This is a genomic window from Vibrio sp. TAP-3B (assembly GCF_057784735.1).
Genome location: NZ_CM173496.1, coordinates 524,454 through 545,405 on the forward strand (window position 1 = coordinate 524,454; position 20,952 = coordinate 545,405).

The 20,952-nt window shown below is 41.0% G+C and carries 20 protein-coding genes and 1 pseudogene; 7 read left to right on the forward strand and 14 right to left on the reverse strand.

Features of this window, described 5'->3' with window-relative positions; all coding sequences use genetic code 11:
- Positions 1–281: 281 nt before the first annotated feature.
- Positions 282–539 carry a helix-turn-helix domain-containing protein gene (locus AC3D28_RS16865; RefSeq protein WP_488536771.1) on the reverse strand — a complete coding sequence of 86 codons (258 nt, stop codon included), beginning with the start codon at positions 537–539 and terminating at the stop codon, positions 282–284.
- A gap of 578 nt (positions 540–1,117) precedes the next feature.
- On the opposite strand from AC3D28_RS16865, the gene AC3D28_RS16870 reads away from it, so the two are divergent.
- Both AC3D28_RS16870 and AC3D28_RS16875 read left to right on the forward strand, forming a co-directional pair.
- A complete protein-coding gene (locus tag AC3D28_RS16870; RefSeq protein ID WP_238794130.1) occupies positions 1,118–2,086 on the forward strand; it encodes a hypothetical protein in 969 nt (322 codons plus the stop codon).
- Between the two features lie 20 nt (positions 2,087–2,106).
- Entirely contained in the window at positions 2,107–4,248 is a 2,142-nt protein-coding gene (locus tag AC3D28_RS16875; RefSeq protein ID WP_488536772.1) for a hypothetical protein, read from the forward strand.
- Between the two features lie 84 nt (positions 4,249–4,332).
- Here AC3D28_RS16875 and AC3D28_RS16880 read toward each other — a convergent pair whose 3' ends face one another.
- Entirely contained in the window at positions 4,333–5,370 is a 1,038-nt protein-coding gene (locus AC3D28_RS16880) for a hypothetical protein (protein ID WP_193295739.1), read from the reverse strand.
- 110 nt (positions 5,371–5,480) lie between these two features.
- Between AC3D28_RS16880 and AC3D28_RS16885 the strand changes: the two genes are divergently transcribed.
- Both AC3D28_RS16885 and AC3D28_RS16890 read left to right on the forward strand, forming a co-directional pair.
- Entirely contained in the window at positions 5,481–5,852 is a 372-nt protein-coding gene (locus AC3D28_RS16885) for a hypothetical protein (protein ID WP_104975195.1), read from the forward strand.
- A complete protein-coding gene (locus AC3D28_RS16890; protein WP_140279564.1) occupies positions 5,849–6,571 on the forward strand; it encodes a hypothetical protein in 723 nt (240 codons plus the stop codon). The genes AC3D28_RS16885 and AC3D28_RS16890 overlap by 4 nt, the downstream gene beginning before the upstream one ends.
- On the opposite strand, the gene AC3D28_RS16895 is transcribed toward AC3D28_RS16890, so the two are convergent.
- Both AC3D28_RS16895 and AC3D28_RS16900 read right to left on the reverse strand, forming a co-directional pair.
- Entirely contained in the window at positions 6,568–7,011 is a 444-nt protein-coding gene (locus tag AC3D28_RS16895) for a hypothetical protein (protein ID WP_104975193.1), read from the reverse strand. The genes AC3D28_RS16890 and AC3D28_RS16895 overlap by 4 nt on opposite strands.
- Complete coding sequence (locus tag AC3D28_RS16900) at positions 7,008–8,186, reverse strand: hypothetical protein (RefSeq protein ID WP_488536773.1); 1,179 nt, start codon at positions 8,184–8,186, stop codon at positions 7,008–7,010. The genes AC3D28_RS16895 and AC3D28_RS16900 overlap by 4 nt, the downstream gene beginning before the upstream one ends.
- Positions 8,187–8,382: 196 nt before the next feature.
- Between AC3D28_RS16900 and AC3D28_RS16905 the strand changes: the two genes are divergently transcribed.
- Positions 8,383–9,765, forward strand: a complete 1,383-nt coding sequence (locus tag AC3D28_RS16905) for a zincin-like metallopeptidase domain-containing protein (protein ID WP_140279568.1) — start codon at positions 8,383–8,385, stop codon at positions 9,763–9,765.
- 82 nt (positions 9,766–9,847) lie between these two features.
- Here the strand turns inward: AC3D28_RS16905 and AC3D28_RS16910 are convergent, their stop codons facing one another.
- The 7 genes and pseudogenes from AC3D28_RS16910 to AC3D28_RS16940 all read right to left on the reverse strand — a co-directional run.
- Positions 9,848–10,576 (reverse strand): hypothetical protein, encoded by a 729-nt coding sequence (locus AC3D28_RS16910; RefSeq protein ID WP_228084350.1) that lies wholly within the window; start codon positions 10,574–10,576, stop codon positions 9,848–9,850.
- On the reverse strand, positions 10,573–10,923 hold the full coding sequence (locus tag AC3D28_RS16915; RefSeq protein ID WP_140279572.1) for a hypothetical protein: 351 nt from the start codon (positions 10,921–10,923) through the stop codon (positions 10,573–10,575). Before AC3D28_RS16915 ends, AC3D28_RS16910 begins: the two co-directional genes overlap by 4 nt.
- A 9-nt stretch (positions 10,924–10,932) precedes the next feature.
- Positions 10,933–11,139 (reverse strand): hypothetical protein, encoded by a 207-nt coding sequence (locus tag AC3D28_RS16920; RefSeq protein WP_140279574.1) that lies wholly within the window; start codon positions 11,137–11,139, stop codon positions 10,933–10,935.
- Between the two features lie 11 nt (positions 11,140–11,150).
- Complete coding sequence (locus AC3D28_RS16925) at positions 11,151–11,849, reverse strand: pentapeptide repeat-containing protein (RefSeq protein WP_140279576.1); 699 nt, start codon at positions 11,847–11,849, stop codon at positions 11,151–11,153.
- An 82-nt stretch (positions 11,850–11,931) separates the two neighbouring features.
- Entirely contained in the window at positions 11,932–12,855 is a 924-nt protein-coding gene (locus AC3D28_RS16930; protein ID WP_488536774.1) for a hypothetical protein, read from the reverse strand.
- Positions 12,856–13,408: 553 nt separating this feature from the next.
- Positions 13,409–15,376, reverse strand: coding sequence for a recombinase family protein (locus AC3D28_RS16935; protein WP_238777931.1), 1,968 nt, complete (start codon positions 15,374–15,376; stop codon positions 13,409–13,411).
- Between the two features lie 58 nt (positions 15,377–15,434).
- Positions 15,435–15,554, reverse strand: a pseudogene (locus AC3D28_RS16940) (OsmC family protein); the annotation flags it as partial.
- 193 nt (positions 15,555–15,747) lie between these two features.
- Between AC3D28_RS16940 and msrB the strand changes: the two are divergent.
- Both msrB and AC3D28_RS16950 read left to right on the forward strand, forming a co-directional pair.
- Positions 15,748–16,890 (forward strand): peptide-methionine (R)-S-oxide reductase MsrB, encoded by a 1,143-nt coding sequence (msrB, locus tag AC3D28_RS16945; RefSeq protein WP_488536775.1) that lies wholly within the window; start codon positions 15,748–15,750, stop codon positions 16,888–16,890.
- Positions 16,891–16,892: 2 nt separating this feature from the next.
- A complete protein-coding gene (locus AC3D28_RS16950) occupies positions 16,893–17,039 on the forward strand; it encodes a DUF2256 domain-containing protein (protein WP_098414318.1) in 147 nt (48 codons plus the stop codon).
- A gap of 17 nt (positions 17,040–17,056) precedes the next feature.
- On the opposite strand, the gene AC3D28_RS16955 is transcribed toward AC3D28_RS16950, so the two are convergent.
- From AC3D28_RS16955 to AC3D28_RS16965, 3 genes are read right to left on the reverse strand one after another with little or no spacing between them, the layout of a single operon-like run.
- Positions 17,057–17,764, reverse strand: coding sequence for an SDR family oxidoreductase (locus AC3D28_RS16955; RefSeq protein ID WP_098414319.1), 708 nt, complete (start codon positions 17,762–17,764; stop codon positions 17,057–17,059).
- Entirely contained in the window at positions 17,764–19,308 is a 1,545-nt protein-coding gene (locus tag AC3D28_RS16960) for a cryptochrome/photolyase family protein (RefSeq protein ID WP_488536776.1), read from the reverse strand. The genes AC3D28_RS16955 and AC3D28_RS16960 overlap by 1 nt, the downstream gene beginning before the upstream one ends.
- A complete protein-coding gene (locus AC3D28_RS16965; RefSeq protein WP_488536777.1) occupies positions 19,308–20,645 on the reverse strand; it encodes a DASH family cryptochrome in 1,338 nt (445 codons plus the stop codon). Before AC3D28_RS16965 ends, AC3D28_RS16960 begins: the two co-directional genes overlap by 1 nt.
- Positions 20,646–20,952: the final 307 nt, after the last annotated feature.

The window sequence follows — 20,952 nt, forward strand, 5'->3', positions numbered from 1 at the left end:
TTTCTTTTTTTAATATAAAGTCGCTGACCAGCCAGCCGACTCGTCACACTTTAAAAAAACAGCCCTTTTCATTTTCCTTTTGTCTTGAAGCCCAGTGCAAGCGTTGACCGTTCATCATCATCCAAACTCTGCGAACAAGTTCGCCTTTTCTGATAAAGCCAAAACAAGAATTGCAATGAGATACATGAAAACCATGCCTGATACTTCAGAACGTGCCCCCAACGGGGCGGATTTGCTCTGGAGATTAGAGCGATTGACAAGACATGAGAAAGAGAAGAGTGTTAATCGTTCCAACCGTTGCGCTCACGAATAGCGTTTATTTTTGAGCGGTAAGTGCCTCGGTTCACTCCCAATAGTCTTGATGCTTTTGCTTGATTTCCACGAGTATGAAGAAGGGTTTGCTCAAACAACTCATCCTTAACCATCGGCACTATCCAAGACATATCAGGCGTTGCGAAACGATCATGACGAGTTGGTTCAAGTTCTGCCTTGATGGACTCAATAATCGATTTCTTATCAAAAATGGTAGGGGTAGACATAATTTTTTCTCTGGCTGGTAAAAAGGGGGACGGATTATCATAAATCGATAATCAATTGTCCAATCTTCTCCCCAAGACAACTCAACTGAATATCATCTTAACTGTCCACCTGTAGACCATCGACCAACAACACGTTATGAAACTGGTGAGCTGGCAAAACTCCCTACCATCTAAAAAGGGAGTATCTGAAACCGCTTAAATCACAGAACATTCAAATCAAAAGACCAAAAGCCATTGCAAGACAAGGGTTTACACTCCTACCCACTGCGTGGGCGTATCGTATAAAACCTAATCAACGGTCACCGTTGACTCCTTAACAGTCGTTTAATGAAGTGCTATTGCAATATCTGAAAAGTGCGATACAACATAGAGATAAGCACAGGAAAAGGAGACGCTATGACGCCACAAATCAAACACACAAATACACTGTTAAACCGTCCAATCAGACGCTCAAATACAGAAGTCACTCTTCAAACCACAACCCCACTGTGGACAAAAAAAACAATCACCTTCAAACCTCATTCAAAAGAATCGTTATCAAAACCGATAACTTTTCATAACTCGATTGAGGAGAATTAATGAGCAAAAAATTCTTCCACTACTCAACCAATCAGGAGGTCGAAAAGTATCTATCTGAATTGACGCAGCTATGCGGATTCAAACACAAAACTCAACTCATCAATGCGATGTTTATGGGTGAAACATTAACGTTACAGGACCATGATTTACCGCTTCACAACAACCAATCAGCACTGTTCACACCAAACGCACAACAATTGCTGGATTTAGATGCAAAGCTAAGAGCAGACCTTCCTGATACAAGTCCTGTTAAGTTTGACATAAGCCAGTATCAAACCATTGAAGAGATAATTGCAGCGGCAGAACAACTCACTGTTAAGAATCGCCAGTTTTTACCTACGTATCTGCATATTTTGCAAGAATTGCTACTGGTGTTTGATTTCGAGACAGCACAGCCAAAGATCGAACAATTAGGTGAAGATGATCAGTTTATTAAAGCGCATAAGGCGAAGCTAAAGACATTGGCTCAATCAAGCAGTACTAAATCGAAAAGACGCATCGCCGTTAGCAATCCCGTTCGATTTGAAAAGATGATGGCTCAATTCACTACCAAGCCATTGAGTAAAGCACAAGAAGAAGCATTATTGGTCATTAACATCGCCAATTTACAGTTAAAAGACATAGATCTCTCAACACCAGTCAAAACAGCTTTACTGCGAGATCTTGACCGAGCAAAGCAAAAATTAACTGCTATCCAAAAGCCACTTACTCAACTTGATAAGCTGTTATATCAGTTAAGCAAAGCAAAGTTTCAGCGACTGACCATCACTGAGCAGAACAAGCAAATGATTGAGACCGTGACAAAAGAATTAGCTGAGTTAAACCAGTACATCAAGGCTTGTCATCAAGAACAAAGTAATTCGAGTTTAACGATAAAGCAGAAGATGAAGGCCGTGATCCAACTACTTCATAAAGTTAAAGCAAGCATGACGTCACTTGAACAGTCAATAAAATATGGTACGACATAAGTAAACAAGGACGTTTACTTATGATCGTAAAAATGAAGAAAGTCGCTTTCTCTTGCGACAATAAACGAAAAGGGAAAAACACAGGCTCGCTAACCAACCACATCCTTTATCTCATCACTCATAAGAAGACCAAGCGCTACTCCGACAAGCGCAGCCATCTCTCTTTTGCTCTAAACCCAAATCAGCCCGATTTAGGTGCATTACTCACGCACAAAGGCACTTCATTAAGCCAACCTGAACTGTCAGATTCAGTGAATACTTACTGTTTGGAGCAGCATCGCTACATAACTCAGCATTACGTGAAAAACAGCCGTAAAGCCAAGCAACTGGACGATTACCAAGAATGTTTAAATCCTCAGAAACTGTTCAACTATCAAGGCTCATTGAGCTTTACCCAAGCGGAATACCAAAGGTTATTAAAAGCATCTGGTGGTAACGAAGCACAAGCCAAAGCGATGATGGAAAACATCACTCGCCACTATCTTGCAAGCTACTACAACCAGATAAAAAAAGAGCAGAAAATTAAAGGGAAAAAGACTAAGCCAGAAGAGATTGAGCTTGTCTCGAATTTTCATATTGAAGGGGAAGCGAATCCGCACATCCATTTTTATACCCATGCTTTTTGTCCAACAACTCAACGCTACATGAACCCACGTTATTTCTCTGAAACAAAGCAAAAGGCTCATAAGCAAATTGAAAAGCAATTCGCCCAGTATTTAGAGCAAGGCGTTGCGACAGGTCAGCAAAAGAACCAAGCAAGAACCGCTCGTAGGGACTATCTGACATACCTTTTAGATCATTGCCAAAACTGGCTTGAAGTTAGAAAAATGTTCAGGGATTTAGAGGGGTTACTCAGTGAAGTGTTAAACAGCGATGATCCGTTACATGCAAAAATCGCTGAATTACAGAAGGAGGGGTTATCAATCAAGGTTAAACCCAATCAACAAATTGAAATACAGCAACAAGACGTACCAATCACACTGAGCATTGAGACGTTCATCAACAGAAAGTTGAAACGATCGTTAAAGCGCTTCGTTAAACAACACCAGTTTGAGCAGCAAAGCCAACGCTACGGCAATACAACGCCAGTCGAAAAGATGGAAACGGTACTGTTAAACAACCTTAACGCTGTGAATAAGGCACTTTCTCAAGAGTTAGGTCAAATACCACCAAGCGAACATAAGGAAGCCAGAAACAAGGCATTTAAGACGTTCTATGAGCGATGCCTTGCCACTGGCGTGTTAGTGAATCTAAACAAGCAACATCATTTGTCGTTTCATAAATTGGATGAGAATAAGCAAGTGAGCAGCCAAAACAACCTTAAAGCGACAAAATACAACGCTTCACTATTCAACTCTCCAGAATTGTCTGGCAAAGCGATAGCGCAGCACTTTGGTTTAGATTTGGACGACATTCGCCAGCACCAGAGCGAACTAATGGAGTTCATGCCACGCACTATCAACTATCGCAAGGTGGTGTTTTTCTCGATGGACAACCAACAGCACAACCACGTCTATCAGGAGTACTTTCACCTTAATCGTCACCAGTCGCTTTTTGATTATTACGGCTTGGAGGTCTTTGAGAATGATGATGAAACCACGGTCTTCAACCGCAAAGGCGAGTCGTTAATTCAGATAAGGCAGATTGATGAAAATTATTCTCGCATTACGATGAATACGCTGCATGCCCCAAGTGCTGCTAAAGTCTTACACTCGATGTTGGTTCGTGAAGCCAAGTCATTACCCGATGATCAAGCAATCTTTATCAGACCAGCGAAATATTCTTTTGGGAGACAACATTTAAGGTATCTACACCTTGAAATCATGTTCTCAACGGACAGGCACAGCCAGAAGATTGTGGTTGAGTATAACAATATGAGCAGTGACAAAAAGTTGCAAAGAATGATTGATGAGAAGCTTGAGCAAGAGTTGGCAAGGTTTGAGAAGAACTTTGTCAAATACAGCAAGAAAAATCCTGACCAGTATCAGTTTGGTGAAGCGGTAGGGACGCATTTACTTGAAAGTGAGTACCTTTCGCCAGATCAGAGAGAGCGAGTGAAGAAACAGATTGATAGCCAGAAGCAGCGCATAGAGCAGTGCACCGCTAAGGCAAATAAGAACAAAACTGAACCCGCTCCTAAGACCAAAAAGTTAAAACTATGAGGTCGGTCATACACATAAACAGACTGGTTCTATTTTGTGGTGCGCAAATTTTCTAATTCAAATGACAAGGTGAGCACAAATGGCTCACCTTTTTTTGGGCTTGGCTGTCGAATACTCTGCCAACTCAAACATCGAATTTTTTAGGCATTCCGTATGATAATACCACAAGTAATGACTGAGCATTCTGGTTATTAAATCCACCCATTCCTTAAACAAAGACAACGCTTCCAAGCGGTCTTCTGCCAGCATGATCTGATCCCAACCAATCGCATCAAGCGCATCTGAAACGGCACGTAAGGCAACATCCTTGTTCTTATCAACACTAAGGTCATCAAGCAAATGGTTGTAAGTGTGAATATGCTGAATCGCTTCAATCAGAGCTTTACAGAATTGCTTTAAACTCACTTCAAAATCACAGCGATAAAACAAGCGCTTAACTTGTGGGTCAGTATCAAGAGATGAAACAATTTCCCTGAGATCTCGTTTCGCTCCTTGCTCCAGTGCCCAGCGCATTTCTTGCGGCATTTCCATTTTCAACCAATAACGAGTATCACAGTGGTGGTTGATGATGAGCATGAGCCCTGAGAGTGTTTGAGGGTGTAATTTAATCTCTTTCCCTTTTTCATTTAGGCACTTTGTCAGATTTCCTTGCTGAGATTCGAGGAGTAGTGTTTGTCCTTCAAAGCGCAGCAAATCATCAGAAAATTCTGCTCTCCAATCGGTATGGAGATAGTCACGACAACCTTTCAAAAACGACTTAGTGACAGCGAAGGTACAACGGCTCGGAAACGGTGTCGCAGAGTTAAAATCAAACAACCTGTCTTTGTTTGATAATACTCTTGAACGTAGGCGATCGACCTCTTTCTGATTCGCTCTGATTTCAACACCAATATCGTGTTTTTCTATGTATTTTTCAGCCAGTTTCTCAAGCTGAAACAGCGTAATTTTTACACGTTGCTGAACTGACGACAACGACTGTGCTTCTTCCAATTTTTCAGGATATTTCTCAACCAAAATCGACCAGTTTTTCGGCTCACTCTCTTCAATTTTTACGATAAGACCACTGTAATCTTCTCGCTGCTTTAACTCTTCAATTTCGTCTAAAAACGCTTTTTTATCCATACAAACTCCTTATGTTTTGGGTACATAACCGTCTTATCACGCCAGCGAAATATTGCAAATAACCCTGTCTGTGGTAAGCCAATAAGTAACCGTTAAAACAAGGAGAGTTTATGAATTGGAGCATTGAGCAGATCGAAGATCAGCTAAACAGGAGTGAGTTAAAAGGCGTGATCGATTTGATTGCGAACCAAAGCGATTTTGAAGTGTTATTTGAGCAAGAACTGTGCAAACAAGGCATCTCCAAACAGAGCTTCAATCGCCAGTTTTTCAGAGCCAAACAGCAAATGGATATTGTGCGTTTGCCAGCCTATCAACAGGCGTTGGTCGAGGCAGAACAGGTCAGCGAAGCCGATCGTCTCTTCTTAGTCGATTTTTTCAAACCGTTGGTTAAAAAATACCAGTGTTTACTGGGGTATCATGACAAAACCGAACAGAAGAAAATTGCGGGTTTCATAAAGAGAAAAACTCAGGGTGGTCAATGATGAAATCCATAATTAATCAACTGAATAATTACACTTCCAACCTGACGATTGAGGATATTTGCCTACTATCAAACTATGACTATGAAGCGTTTATGCAGCAATACAAAAAATTAGTCTATATCACTGGCATGAGGCAATACTGGTTGATTACAGCGAAACAACAGCGCAACCACAGCAACATCAAACAGTTTAAGACTTATCACAAAGCACAGCAGCACTTCTATCGACAGTTAACGCAAGAGTTTCACCTTATAACGGGTATTAATCCAAGTCAGTCATACAGTATTACTGAGCTGTATGACGCATTGGTAGAAAAACATTCGCGCTTCCACATAGCGACAACCGTCTATGCGGATAATCTACTCACTGCTATTCAATATGCACGATGTAATACTCAACTATGGCAAAGATTTAAGCAAGAGCTGGCTGCTGTCGGTATCGCTTTTAAAGATGTATCGCAGCTACTTACAGCGTTGCACTATGCTGATGAAACGGATTATCAAGAAGCCACTGACAGAATGGCGAAAGGATTTCGAGATTTTTACCAATATCAGGTAGATCGAGATTTTGAGACTCTGGTGATGGAAGCCATGAGTTTTGGTCAAATATTTCAACACTGCACACCGTGCTTCAAGATCTACAACCTTCGCATCACCTTTCCAGAGATTTACGTTATTAAAGCGTGTCTATCACAAGCGATAGCCAGACAGAACGATTAACCAAGCCTCAAGCGAGGCTTTGTTTGACTTCGCTTTGGTTGCTCAAAGAAGAACAAATCGTCTATTGCCTTTTCGCACACAACATAGAGTTGTGCTACCGACGGATGCGCCAAAATCGACTCTAATTTTTCATTACAATCTGTCACCCCAAAACCATACCAGAAAGTATAAGGCTCATTCTGGCATTGAAACTGACAAGCCATAAACGCTTGTTTAACTGTTTGCAGTGCTCCTTCTACTTTGCCTTCTCTCTGCTCTTGAACCGCTTCAACCAGAACCAGATTCAAGCGATTGAACATCATTGAGACAAACGGCTCATTCAAATCAAGATAGGCATTTTCAAATGCGGAATAGTCGTCTTGTGCTGACGGTATTGTTTCAAAATCACTATCAAACAAATGACCGAAAAAGCTCAGTGTTAATAACTCTTTTTTGGTCATAGTCGCAATCCCTTAGAGCGTTTAACTTTACGCTTCGCGCTCGCTGGCTCTTCAAATAACCCCTCTTGGACTTCCCTTCTTAATTCAGCGATGATCTGTTCTTCATAATCTGGCTCATCACTTGGCACTGGTTGAGCAACGTCTAATTCAACACCTTCAAATGGATTATCTTGTTCTTGTCCCAATACCTTATCAGGGAAGCAAACTTGCTGCACCGCCAGTTTGATACGCTGATCGACCTTTTCACCTACCGTGATCTTTTCCAAATCAAACAACGCATCTTGGTTGATTATTTCCAAGGCCATACGCAGATTTTCAACATTCTGACCTTTGTACGGAAAGGCATGAATGTGTTTGTCTTTAACGACCAGCAAAGCGTTAATCAACTCATCCACAATGGGACTTTTGCCCAATAGCACGCCATTTTCCGTAAGACTTGAAGCAAGAGGTTTAGGCTTACCGTTGTGGTAATAAACACTCTCACGCAATGTTGTATCATTATGTAGTTCAAGGTAGTCAGTTAACCACTCTTTTTGCTGCTTTAACTCATTATATTCCTTGATCATCGTTCCGTTATCAGCAGTGGAAATGGTAGAGCTACACTGCAACTTACGAAGGGCATCCAGAGAGAGAATTTTATTTGTTCCTTTCGGCTCATCTAACACATCAAAAGCCACAACAGGCAAAGCTTCACCATTAAAACTCGCCAGAATCTTGCCTGAAAAATAGAACCCTTCTGGGACATCAACACTTGAACCAATCACAACTTGGTTTGCTGGGTAATTCTGCTTAATCTCAGCCATTCTCTGTGGGTTTAAAGGCATTGACTGATTAAACGAGTCAAACACCCAGTCAGGCAAGTCAAAGTCATTGTCAGCCAAATACAAACCAATCTGCTCGTGATCTTGATACTCCATCAGCATCGCTTTAAACAAATCATACTGCTCATAGCTAAAGAGCATTTGAGCTGCAAACGGGCTACGCTCTTCCAGAATGAGCTCTGGTCTTAACAAGTCCTGTTCATAGAAATACTGCAACAATCCAGCCACAATATTCTTATCACCAGAACCTTCCAGCTCTTTAGCAAAAGCAACGTATTGCTCAAACAATTCAGGTCGGCTTTCATACAACAATTTGCTCTTTTGTATCATCAATTGGGTATACGCATTTCTCATCCTTTGTCTCCTTTCGTTTACTTAATGGCATACCACAAATCGAACTTTAAACAAGAGTCTGATCATTTTCACAAGCACCAAATAAGCAAAAACCCAATACCTAAAAGAAAATCCAACCGTCAATAATTTCAGTAACTTGGATATATTAAAAAGCGTGATACGACATAAGTAGGCTCATCAACAAAGGAGTGTATTTATGAGTAAAAACAGATCGAGTGCCACTGGCAGCACTAAGAACAAAAAAAGCCAGCAAGACCAAGTGTTAGATAGACTGTTCGACTTTTTCTCTAAACCAAAAAGCGAGAAGCCAAGCTCTGACAGTGATGTTGAAGTGAGTTTCTATCGCTCAACGTTAAATGCTTTACCGCTTAATTTTTTCGGTAATGAATACAACGGAATCAACATCATCATGTTGTTAGAAGCGCAGCAAAATAGCGCTACTAAAGTACCGATCTACAGCACGTTCAAACAAGCGTCTGAAATACTTGAAAAGCATAAAGAGCAACTACCCGAAAAGTCGGATGATTTTGACCCTGACAAGCCACTCAAAGGCATAAAGCTTGAAAATGTCGTAGTGAAATATTTAGAGAACTACGCAAAGGATGGGGAGAAAATCAGCAAGGCACAGTTCGAAAAACTGACTAAGGGTATGAACTTCAAGGAAATGAAAGACAAGGGCTTTGAGGCAAAGCGTGGGCTGCGTGCTTATCGTGTTTTTCCGATAGAGAAAATCAAACACTTATTGCCTCAGTCATACATTGACGAACAGCCATATTTCGCCAAACAAGAAGTGTTAGCCAATCAGACAATGAGCGAAGCAGAGCAGGATTCCGCTTTTGTTCAAAAAGCGGAGATCATCATCGATGCAATGAGCGTTCCTGTAATAGAAAAAGACGAGGATAGAGCTTATTACAACGTCAAAGAAGACCATATCGTGATACCGCCAAGAGACAAGTTCAAAAGTGATAAAGCACGTTTTGCCGTTATTTTGCATGAACTGAGCCACAGCACTGGTCATCCATCCAGATTGGACAGAAAGTTAGGCAACCCATTCGGCTCTCAAGGTTATGCAAAAGAAGAACTGATCGCGGAGACAGCGACTCTATTTATGTGTCTTGACCAAGATTTAGAAACGTTCAACTCCCATGCAGCTTATCTTGAAAGCTGGGCGCAGCAGTTTGCGGATCAAAAGAAAGCGTTACTATCTGTCTGCAAACAAGCAAAAGAAGCGCAGAACTACATCACTGAAAAAGTGCAATGCCACACGCTGAAATTAGAGCAAGAGACACAACGAATTGATTTAACAGATCAATCTCAATTTTTTCTACAATGCTATATTGCTGAAGAAGCAGAGTTTGACGACCAATTTACATCTCTAATTGGGAAGTACATCACTGGTTTGCGTGAGGTTGAGAATGGCCTGGAACTTGTTACCGATGAAAACTTGCGTTATAAGCTCGACAGCACCGCTTCTAAGCCACTTTCTCGCAAGGTCGATGAATTGATACAGGCAGATAAAAAGAATGTCGAAATGGCGCGTTTAAAGACGGAACCGCCTAAAAGACGATTGACGATATAACAAAAAGACCGCATCAAGCGGTCTTTTATGGAATTAAATAACTGATAAGATACATATAAATACCTCTATCTTTAAACTCTAATTAAGGCAGTAGTCCATTCAATCCGTCAGTAAGAATACTATTAGCCAAAGATGAGTAGTTCTTGTTCATTACAAATTGCTCTAAATCTTCATATTCATACAGTTCGATATAAAGATAAGAGTCTGGAAGCTGATCTAACGGTCGTAATTTTTCTGCAATATCATCAAACATCAGTCGACTAACTTCCAGATCAATAAGATTATCCAACGGTGCTAAATAATCATCATCACCTGTCTGTAACCAACTTGTATAAGCATCGCTCCACCCAAGTGCATACCTTCTCATTAATGCTTTTAGATCGAGCTGCGTACAAGCAACAACACTCAGTGCATCATTTAAATCTGCATCAATACAATATGTTTTACCATCAGAAGCTTTTACAGAATAAACCACTTCATTGTACCAATTCTCAACGAGATCGATAACGACAGGACGTACACCATCTTCCTTATGTATTTCTACATAGACTTTTTGATCGTGCATGACAAAATCATCAGCATAACCATCTACTCTTTCAAAAAGATTGACCATTTTTTCACAGTCAAAGTTAAATGTTGGTAAGTGGCATAAAGTTACTGACAGCTTTTCTACTGAAATAACCTCAACCTCGCCATAATCTTGCAGCATTTCAGCATCGCCTGATAAGATGTAGATAGGCTGATCCGCTGCATAGTGAATGCATTCATCTGCAATTTGTTCAAACTGTGACTCAACGATATATAGGTTCATTTCGCCCCCTTACAACAAGAGCTGAGAGAAGCCATTACATCACGGTGATAGGTACACAAATCCATGTCATCAACTACACACCCATCACTGGTGTTTTGTAACTCATGCTCAACTATTCTTATATGATCGAAAGTTAAAGCGTCATGGAATATCAAACTCTCAATCACCTTCACTCTTGTGTATTTTGGTAGCATGGAGAACATCAGCGTTTTATGCGTGACACTTAAATCGTTAGCGACACGCTCAACCACCCACGTATCACATTGGCTATGCTCTTCGATTTTGCTCAAATACTTCTTCTCAAGAATCGCTTGAGCTTTTTGCTCAATACTTGTCATTAATTCCATATCATCCTCCTATTGTTGTGGAACATAAACTTTTTTAATTTCATAGACTAACTGCCATATTGAGTAACAGTCATTACACTCAACATCTTGGTTTAGATAATCGCCATGACACTCTGTTTTACCAGCACTGTAATCACTTGAACCGCAGCGCCAGCAATTTGGATCACTTGTTACATCGACTAACTCATCGAAAGGTAATTTGTTGTAATTACACATCTCTCACCCTCCTATTGGTTTGTTTGTTGTTGGGTAACATAGCCATAAGACGTTTCAAAAAGCGGCAGATACGCTGCTTCTGAGATCACGCCATTTACCTTTGGCTTGATGAACAGCTCACAAAGTCTGATTAACTGAGATTTGTTTTTAAAACCTTGGCGCATCAGGTAAGAGACCAGCTTCAACATAGCTTTTGACGCAATATCTGCATCGATAGTGTTATCAACATTGATTGCGATTGCTCTCTGAGGGAAGCCTACATTCACATTGAGATTTTTATCTTCAAATCCATCAGATCGCTCCCTTGCATATAGAAGGTTTACACCTTCAAAATCACACTGCTTGAACGTTGCTGAATACATAAACGTTTCAACGAATAACGCATCGGTAAAATCGCAATCTTTGATTTCCGTATACTCAAAACTGGCGTTAGACAAATCAGCACCACTAAAATCACAGTTCTTAATCACTGAACCGCAGAAGTTCACGCCACGCAGATCTAAATCAGTTAAATCCAAGCGCTCTAAACGCAAACATTCAAAATCCGTTACACTAAGTAAAATCATTGCTACGACCACTGAACGAGTCATTGGTCTATCAGTCTTGAAGAACAGAACCGTTTGCTCAAACAGATACTGTGAATCTTGTCGCTTCAATGCTTCTAATTCTTGCTGTGTCATTGTTGAAATATCAATATTTTCTCTTTTCATAATCAATCCTCTCTTAATTTTTGAGTTTATTTAGGGTGTAAAAAGCCCCACCCAGTGGGCGTAAACACTTAATAATATGCCTTTAGTTAATTAATGTTTGGAGGTTATTTGTTAAATCTATTTCTTTTACCAATACCCATCGACTTCCTTGCTGGAGGTCTTTATATTCACCTTGATAATATCTTTTTGCTCTGAGGTTTCGATAAAAAGGAACTCGATACTTTATCTTTCTTGTTGAATTATTATTTTGATGATTTTTATTATTCCCAAATAAAGTCGAACCTTTATATCTGAGTTTTGATGAACCTTTTGGTAATTTAAGTGCCGATTTAGGGAAGCCAGCAACCAGCTTTTTACCTTCTGTTGCTGAGTTATAGATGCAAAGTGATATAACAATCTTTACCATCTGCTTTGCCAATCTATCCCAATGACTGAGTTCCTGCTCATCAAAGTCTATTTCTTCAATATCAGAAAGAAGTAACCGTTGCTCCATAATATTACCTCCATCAATGGAATATGAGATTTTAAGTATCTGGTCATCTTCATCATTAGATTCTGCTTTCCGATCTTTGACATAAGTTGTATGTGCTTCACCTCCACTAAAAACATCGAACCACTCTCGTTTACTTCGAATTGATACTAAGCAGTTTTTAACTTCTTGACCTTCTATGCATGTTCCTTCAGGGAAAGAAATAGAAAAGGTTTCAAATGGTCTTTGTATGCTGTCACTTTTAAATAAAAACTTTGCGTTTTTCAACGTGTGCAACACTTCGAAATTATCAATAAAAATAGTAGGAAAACCTTTTTTTGACCACTCACTCTCTTCTTTCAAAAGAAATAAAGAACTTACCGTATCTATATTGAAATCAATAGTACTATCGAGACACAACTCGTAAAAGTCTTCATGTGTTATTTGTTTTTTACCAAAATACTCCTTTAAAAATCTTTTACCTTTTGCTGATGATTTAAAATTGTCCAAACATGTTTTGTAAATTGAATGTTTCATTAATTCCTCTCTTATTTATCAATTAATTTAGGGTGCAAAAAGCCCCACCCAGTGGGCGTAAATATTAAGTTTGTGCTTTATGTGTGGTGAGAACCGCTATCACTGACGAGAAATGCACAGCGATACTGGTTTTCAGCAAGCAATAAGAGGACGGTATGACAACAACTAAAAGGTAGTTCTGATTCAGCAGATAGATCTATCCCTGCACTTTGAATTAACAAAGCGAACAATGATCCTTGCGGAAAAGAGTAATACTTAGATTGTTGAACATTAATCTGCACATTGCAGACAAGCCGTTCTTGCTTAATATTTTGGCGGTAGAAGTGGCGCACCACGACTATCAATTTTGAGAGGAGGAAAAAGTGATTAGCTCTTTCAACGGTGGGAATAGTAACATTAATCAGAATGAAGTGTCAACATTTATTTTTATTAAATGTCAAGATTTATTTTTGTATTTTTAAAGCAATTTTATGATTTCCTTTTCTATCAGATAGATACAAAGGTTTGAAGGAGTATTGCTCCAACAATCCCTTTGCCTCACGCAGTTAAAATTTTACTCATAGATCTCTTGCGACTGGTCGATTTGGTGTTTTAGTTTCAGATATTTAGCTGGGTTTTCTTGGTAGTACTTCGCCATTCCATCCAATTGAGGATACTTACCGCTTTCAAGACCCTCAAGATAGTCTGTTGGTAAGATAACAGTTTCGGAGAAATCAACGGAGTCTACTTTGACAGCATCCTGATAAGGCAAAATGTTATGTATTTTGTCAGTCATTTTTTCATGCACAGGGATCAGTCTATGAACACCGTCTAAAAACTGAATTGAAATCATGTGATAACCAAAAGGATTATCATCAGTATCTGCATAAAGTACAGTCATACTCTTAACGACTTTCTTCAATTCAACGTTAAAACGTTGTCTAATCTCATCATTAGCATTTTCATCAAGAGTTAAATCAATTAAATCTTGGAGCGAACTATCACCATCCGACATTGCTATTTGATGTTGAAGTTTCATAATAGATGTTTCAAGCAAATCAAGATCTTGAACAACTTTCTTCAACTCATTTTCTTTTTTCAGATAATCATCTTGAACTTTTTCAAGCAAAGACGGTATTTTAATACTACTAATGTTTTTAACAATTTGTTCAATATCATCTTCAAGTTGAGATTTTTTTACCTTCAAAGGCAGCATTTTTTGTTCAAGCTCTTTTAGTGAGCTATCAAGAACTTGATCACTCGATTGATTAGAGATGATTTTGTTGATGTTCAAACCCTTGCAGAATTGAAGTAGATTATGCTCAAACACACCGTGTTTAATCACTTTTGCTTTGCACAAGCCTTCTCGCGCCAAGTTACAGCGCAAGTATACGTTTCGCCTGTCTTTGCTCTTAATGTAAGTGCTATTGCAGAGTGGACAACGCAGAATGCCTTGCGCCAGATTCTTAATGCTCTTATTCGGTTTTGTCCCAGAAGATCGTCGCTCATCCATCATTTTACGAATGTATGCGGCTTGGCTTTCAGTCATGAGCGCAGGATAGTAATTTTTTAATACAGCAACTTCTTTACGAACACGCTTACCAAGGTGTTTTTCAGGATACTTCCCTTGCTCTATATCATCTTCTGTCGGGTAGTAAGATTCTGTTAAGAGATAATCACCTTTAACAGTTGAGATCTCAGAATTGAATAAACCACTGTATGCAGCAGCTCTAAAATGTCGAGTTTTACGGTTTGCCTTTTTAAGCTTTGGTTTGAGGTTGCCAGCGTCTATTTCATCGTTGAGAAGACGTACCGCTCTTGTCATCCCATTTCCATCCAATAGCTTTTCAATCAGAAAATCCATTACTTTCTTGTTTTCTGGGATGAACTCATAGCCACGACCATCTTTCTTTGCTGTTAACCAGAATGGACACATTGCAGTTGCATTTTTAGGACGTTCAAGCCCAACTCTTCCTTCTTCTGGCAAAGTGAAGTAGTTAAGCAAATCTTCTCGCTTCTTTTCCCACGATTTGCGAGAACGATACTCTTTCATCAGTGATTCAGTATGCGAACGCTGCAAACTGATTAGAGCCATAAAAAGATCCATCATACCGTGTGTCGAGTCGATAGATTTTTTTGAATAGATTTTCTTTTCACCATCAGCAAGAACTACGATGTTTGTGTATTCAAGCAGCTCAGTAAAAATTTGGGTAGATTTGAAGGGTCCAGTTCGAGTTATCCGGTCTAAGCTTTCAACGATAAGGTAGGTATTAATCTCACCATCTTCGTTAAACCTTTTCTTGATCTCACCAGACTTAAATTTCTTGATAGTTTGACTGAACGAGCCAAGTGTTAAGTTCAATCCACGGTAAGCACTTACACCTAAATCTTTGAGTGAAATGACTTCATTCAAATCAACATCATGTTCTGCACAAAACTTCTCAACGAACTTTCTGTTTATCTCACTTTGGCGAAATTCTGATAAACCATCGGCTTGTTGCTTACTCGAATATCGCAGATACGTAATGATAGTTGGCTTCATGAAATGACTCGCTAAATGTCTGTATTTACGTCATTTTATCCTACTGCACAAATAGATCAACCATCTCCATCGGACTTGGGGCGGTTGCACCGCTGTTCCCATCCATCACCACCGAGTGGCCTGACTGAGACTGTCCTAGGAATTTAAAATCTTCAACCCATTTAACTTCTGCTTGCATGGTTTACCTCTTTTGCATCGCGCATTGGGGACATCGTTATCCCGCTGGACGGGGTGTTTCGTGTCGATACTGTAGCTTTCTCACAACAAAGGGCAAAGTAATTTTCAACCTTGTTGTAATTTTTTCGCTCTGCGGCCGTTCTATTTACGTAACACTTTCTAACTCGTAACAATGAAAACAACTTGAGGTTGCTATGAAAAAAATATCTAAGTTATTGGTCGGGCTCTCTCTCACTCTTCCTGTTTCGCTCATCTTACTAAGTAGAACAGGGACCGCCGATACAATGGATAAAATAAATGCATCAGAAAAAGTGAGCATCGCGACATTAGCCGGTGGCTGTTTCTGGTGTACTGAGTCGGACTTGGAACAATTCCCTGGCGTATTAGACGTCGTGTCTGGTTATTCTGGCGGACAAATTGAAAACCCGACTTACCGTCAAGTGTCATCAGGCAAATCTGGTCACATTGAGGTGGTAAAAGTGAAATACTCCCCTGATGAGGTGAGCTACGAGCAAGTATTGGACTACTTTTTCCGCCACATCGACCCAACCGATGACAAAGGTTCGTTTGTTGACCGTGGTCCACAGTACCGACCTGCGATTTTTTATCACAACGACCAGCAAAAACAGATTGCTAAACAGTTTATGATGGAAATTGACAAGGCAATGATTTATCCAAAACCACTCAAAACTGAGCTGATTGAGTTTGAGAAGTTTTATCCTGCAGAAGATTACCATCAAGATTACTACAAAAAGAGTAGCTTAAAGTACAAGTACTACCGCTACGCATCGGGTCGAGATCAGTACTTAGATGAAGTATTCGGCGAAGATCGTAAACAAAACCCGAAGACGCTTCGCCAGTTAATCGAAGAAAAAAAGCGATTATCGAATAAAAAAGAGTATAACAAACCGGCTCAATCGAAAATTAAATCAACGTTAACTGAGCAGCAGTACTACGTGACGCAGGAAGATGGAACGGAGCGCCCTTTTGATAATGAGTACTGGGATAACAAAGAAGCCGGAATTTACGTCGATATCGTGACTGGTGAACCGCTGTTCTCTTCGACCGACAAGTATAAATCCGGCACAGGTTGGCCAAGTTTTACCAAACCAATTGATTCTGTTTATGTCGTGGAAAAAACCGATTACAAACTGCTCTACCCACGCACTGAGGTGCGCAGTAAGTTCGGTGACTCCCACTTAGGACATGTGTTTAAGGATGGACCGAAACCAACCGGGTTACGCTACTGCATGAACTCCGCAGCCATGAAGTTTATTCCTGTCAGCGAGATGGAAAAACAGGGTTACGAAGCGTATCTTTACTTGTTTGATAAATAGTAATGAAAGGCTTTAAAGCAAAGCTAGCAATGAAGATCTGCCCAGTTTGTCAGCGCCCATTTTCTTGGAGAAAGAAGTGGGCGCGCAACTGGAATGACATCGTTTATTGCTCCGAACGGTGCAGAAGAAGCAAACCCGCACAAAGGTAAAAAGTGATTTAGCCCAATTACCAAGGTAAAAGCTCACCATCATAAGCCCAAAATGCCCCGCTATCTTGCGGGGTTGCTTTTTCTATTAAACCTATCAAATCTTTCGCGACACGCTCTGGGGAGAACAACTTCCCCTCAGGCACATTGGTTTGGAAGGGCTCAGACAAGTCAGTATCGGTCGTACCAGGGTGCAGAGCTAACACCGTTCCATGTTTAACCATTCTCTGCCATTCAATAGACATGGTTTTGAGAAACATGTTCAGCGCCGCTTTAGAAGCGCGATAACTGTACCAACCGCCAAGTTGGTTATCACTGATGCTGCCGACTTTGGCTGAAATAGTGGCAAACTTAGGCGCGTTACTGCGCTTGAGTTTGGGGGTGAAATATTTCGCCAGCAGCAAACTTGGCAAGGTGTTTACCGTTATGGTGTGTTGAAAGAAATCGGCATCGAGTGCATTGAGGGTCTTCTCTGGCCCTTTGCTTGACGTATGCAACATGCCGACACAGTTGATCACCCAATCGACCTGCTCAATGTCCTCACTGAGCGCATTAACATGCGCTTGTTGGGTGACATCCGCCTGATACCAAAAAACGCTAGGGTGCAACCAATCCGGCTTGTGGCGGTGGAACGTAGCGTGGATTCTCGCCTGAGGAAACCGAATTACCGCCTCTTGCACCATTGCAAAACCGATACCGCCATTGCCTCCTACAATTAAAATGTTCATTACAAACTCTCCAAATTTTTCATGTAGTGTTCGGCGGTATCCAATATTGCTTGGCGCTGAGATTTTTCCATATTATCCCAGGAGCGAAAAATCATCCCAATACGAGGATTGGTCGCCAAGCGTTTTTCGTGCTTGTGCATGAATCGCCAATAAAGACTATTAAACGGACATGCTGCCTCACCGCTGCGAACTTTGTTGTCGTAATAACAATCTTTGCAGTAGTCGCTCATTTTATTAATGTACGAACCACTGGCAGCATAAGGTTTGGTCCCAACAATACCGCCATCGGCAAATAACGCCATCCCTCGTGTATTGGGCATTTCTACCCACTCAATCGCATCAATATAAATGCCGAGATACCACTCGTCCACTTGGTCTGGGTCGATTTCAGTCAGCAAGCAAAAATTACCCGTCACCATCAAACGTTGAATATGGTGTGCGTAGGCATAATCGAGAGATTGACCAATGGCGTGACGCATGCACGCCATTTTCGTTTCACCGGTCCAAAAGTAACTCGGTAATGTGCGTGACGCATCAAGTTCATTCTTTTGCGGATAGTGTGGCATGTTCGCCCAATAAACACCTCGGATGTATTCTCGCCAGCCTAATATTTGACGAATAAAGCCTTCTACCTGAGCAATATCGATGTTCGGATTAGAGCGAAATGCATGTAACGCAGCCTCTATGACCTCTTTAGGATGCAATAGTTTTGTGTTCATCGAGAACGATAAACGGCTATGATACAGGCTCCATTTCGACTCATGCTTTGAAGTCATTGCGTCTTGGAACCTGCCAAATTGAGGCAGACAAATTTGGCAAAAATGAGCGAGTAGCGACAAACTTTGAGAACGATTGACAGGCCATAGCAAATCTCCCTTAAGCCGCCCAATGGTTTGGATATTATGCCTCTGCAAGCGCTCTAAAATATCACTAACATCGATGCTGAACATTAATGGTTGAGGTAACTGTTCAACGTCTTTTACTTTGAGTTTATTGCGATTATTGGCGTCATAATTCCATTTACCTCCGACAGGTTTGCCGTCTTGCATCAAAATATCGAAACGCTTGCGCATCCGGCGATAAAAGTGCTCCATCATGATATGTTTGCCCTGCGGGAACTGCGGCTCTATCTCTTCAAAAGGCAACAGAAAATGCTCGGTATCAACACAACGTTTGACGACACCATCCAACGTTATGTTTGCAAGCTGCTCCAGAAGCCGATATTCATCCGGTCGTTGATATTCAAACTTTGTTGCGCCAACCTCACTCACATAATGCTGTAGTACTTGGGCCAAATCATCAAAAGATTGAGTGTCATCTAGAGTTAAATGTAAAACATGGTGTCCTTCACTCTGTTTTTCTTTAGTAAAGTGCGCCATCGCAGAGAAAAACGCACACACCTTTTGAATGTGGTGTGTGACATAAGTGCTTTCTTGATGCACTTCTGCAATGACATAAAGCACCTTGTCGTCGACGTGGTGAAACCATGAATGCTCACTATTGAGCTGATCACCCAAAATAAGTCTGACGGTCTCATAGTGCATCAGTTATCTCCGCTTTCTTTCTCTGACATGATCGGCCAGTCCACCATGTCGACACTGTCAAGGCGTGCTCTTGTGCACCAACCCTGCCATTTATCGATGAATGAAAAATCTGGATCATACTGTTGTGTCTGCTTCTCTAAGTTGAACTGGCGTGACCCACGCGGATCCGCTCCAACCCCTGCTAGGTATTGCCAATTACCCCAGTTAGAGGCAACGTCGTAATCAATGAGCTGAGTTTCAAAATAAGCCGCACCGTAGCGCCAATCTAATCCCAGTTCATGCACTAAACAGCTTGCCACCAATTGACGGCCTCGATTAGACATATAACCGGTTATATTGAGTTGATGCATGCACGCATTCACGATAGGAAATGGCGTCTCGCCTTTCTTCCACTGCTTAAAGCGCTGCGCATAAAAGCTTGTCAATGGCGGGCGGTTATGGATACCCGCAAAACGAAACAGTTTTTGCTGGTATTTCCTCGCGTACCAATAAAAATATTCACGCCACAACAGTTCGAAATAGATCCAATAGGTGGAGTCATTTGCGCCATTCACCTGCTCATACCGCTTGAGCATGGCATAAATTGTTTTGGGTGAGACACTGCCACTCGCCAGCCAAGGTGAAAACTTGGTCGAGTACTCCATCCCATCGAGGCCGTTGCGTGTTTGCTTGTATTGGCTCGCGAGGAAAGAGGCGAAATAGCCTCGACAATGTTCAAGGCCACTTTGTTCTCCTCCAAGAAATGTTGGCTTGGTATCGAAGTACAAGGTTGTTGTCGTAGGAAAGTTGACCCCATTCGGCATCGGAGGCAAACCACTAACATTAGCTTGGGGCTGCGATACTGATAGGCTTTCTACTTGTTTTCTAAATTGGGTGAAGGTTTCAGGTAAGCGGTGCAACTCAAACGGCAGTTGGTTCTCACTAAATAGAGTGCGTATCGCTTGTTGATTTATTGTGACGTACGGACAATCGTGTTGAATGTTTTTAAGCACCATTTGTTCATCCGTGCCAGCAAATACCTCGGCGTAAATATTAGTCACGCCAAAGCGATTAACCGCATATTTGATGGCTTGATATGGGTGAAGTTCTACCGACCATAAACGCTGATTAAATTTGCCGAGCGATCGATTCAAATCACTCAACGAGGCATCAAGAAATTGTTGCTTCTTACTCCCAAGCGAGGTTTCTTGCGCGAAATGACGCAGGTAAGGGGTCACCAAAGGGTGACAATATAAGCAAATCAACTCATCTACTTCAGCGCAAGCGCTTAATAGCAACGCATTATCGTGCAAACGCAAATCATTGCTGAACCAATAAAGCCCTATTTTCTTTTCCAAGTTACACCTTCTCCCTATAACCGAAATCCTTGTGTCGCGGCATTCAGGTATCCAAATCACCTCAATGAGCGAGTTAAGCACCTTGTTTTAACTTGCATTTATACGCACAAGATATTTTCGAGATCATCGTTTCTACAAGCTTCGACTCAATCCCCCCCAATATCGGTACAGACTCCTTGCCCGATACAAATCACCAGCTCAAGTTTCATACAAGTGCTTTTGAAACCAACCAGTGACTTTATCGCTGGCTCTCTTAATCACTCATTTTTTATATAAATCATGGAAAATCTGTAAAAATTAAGGCGAT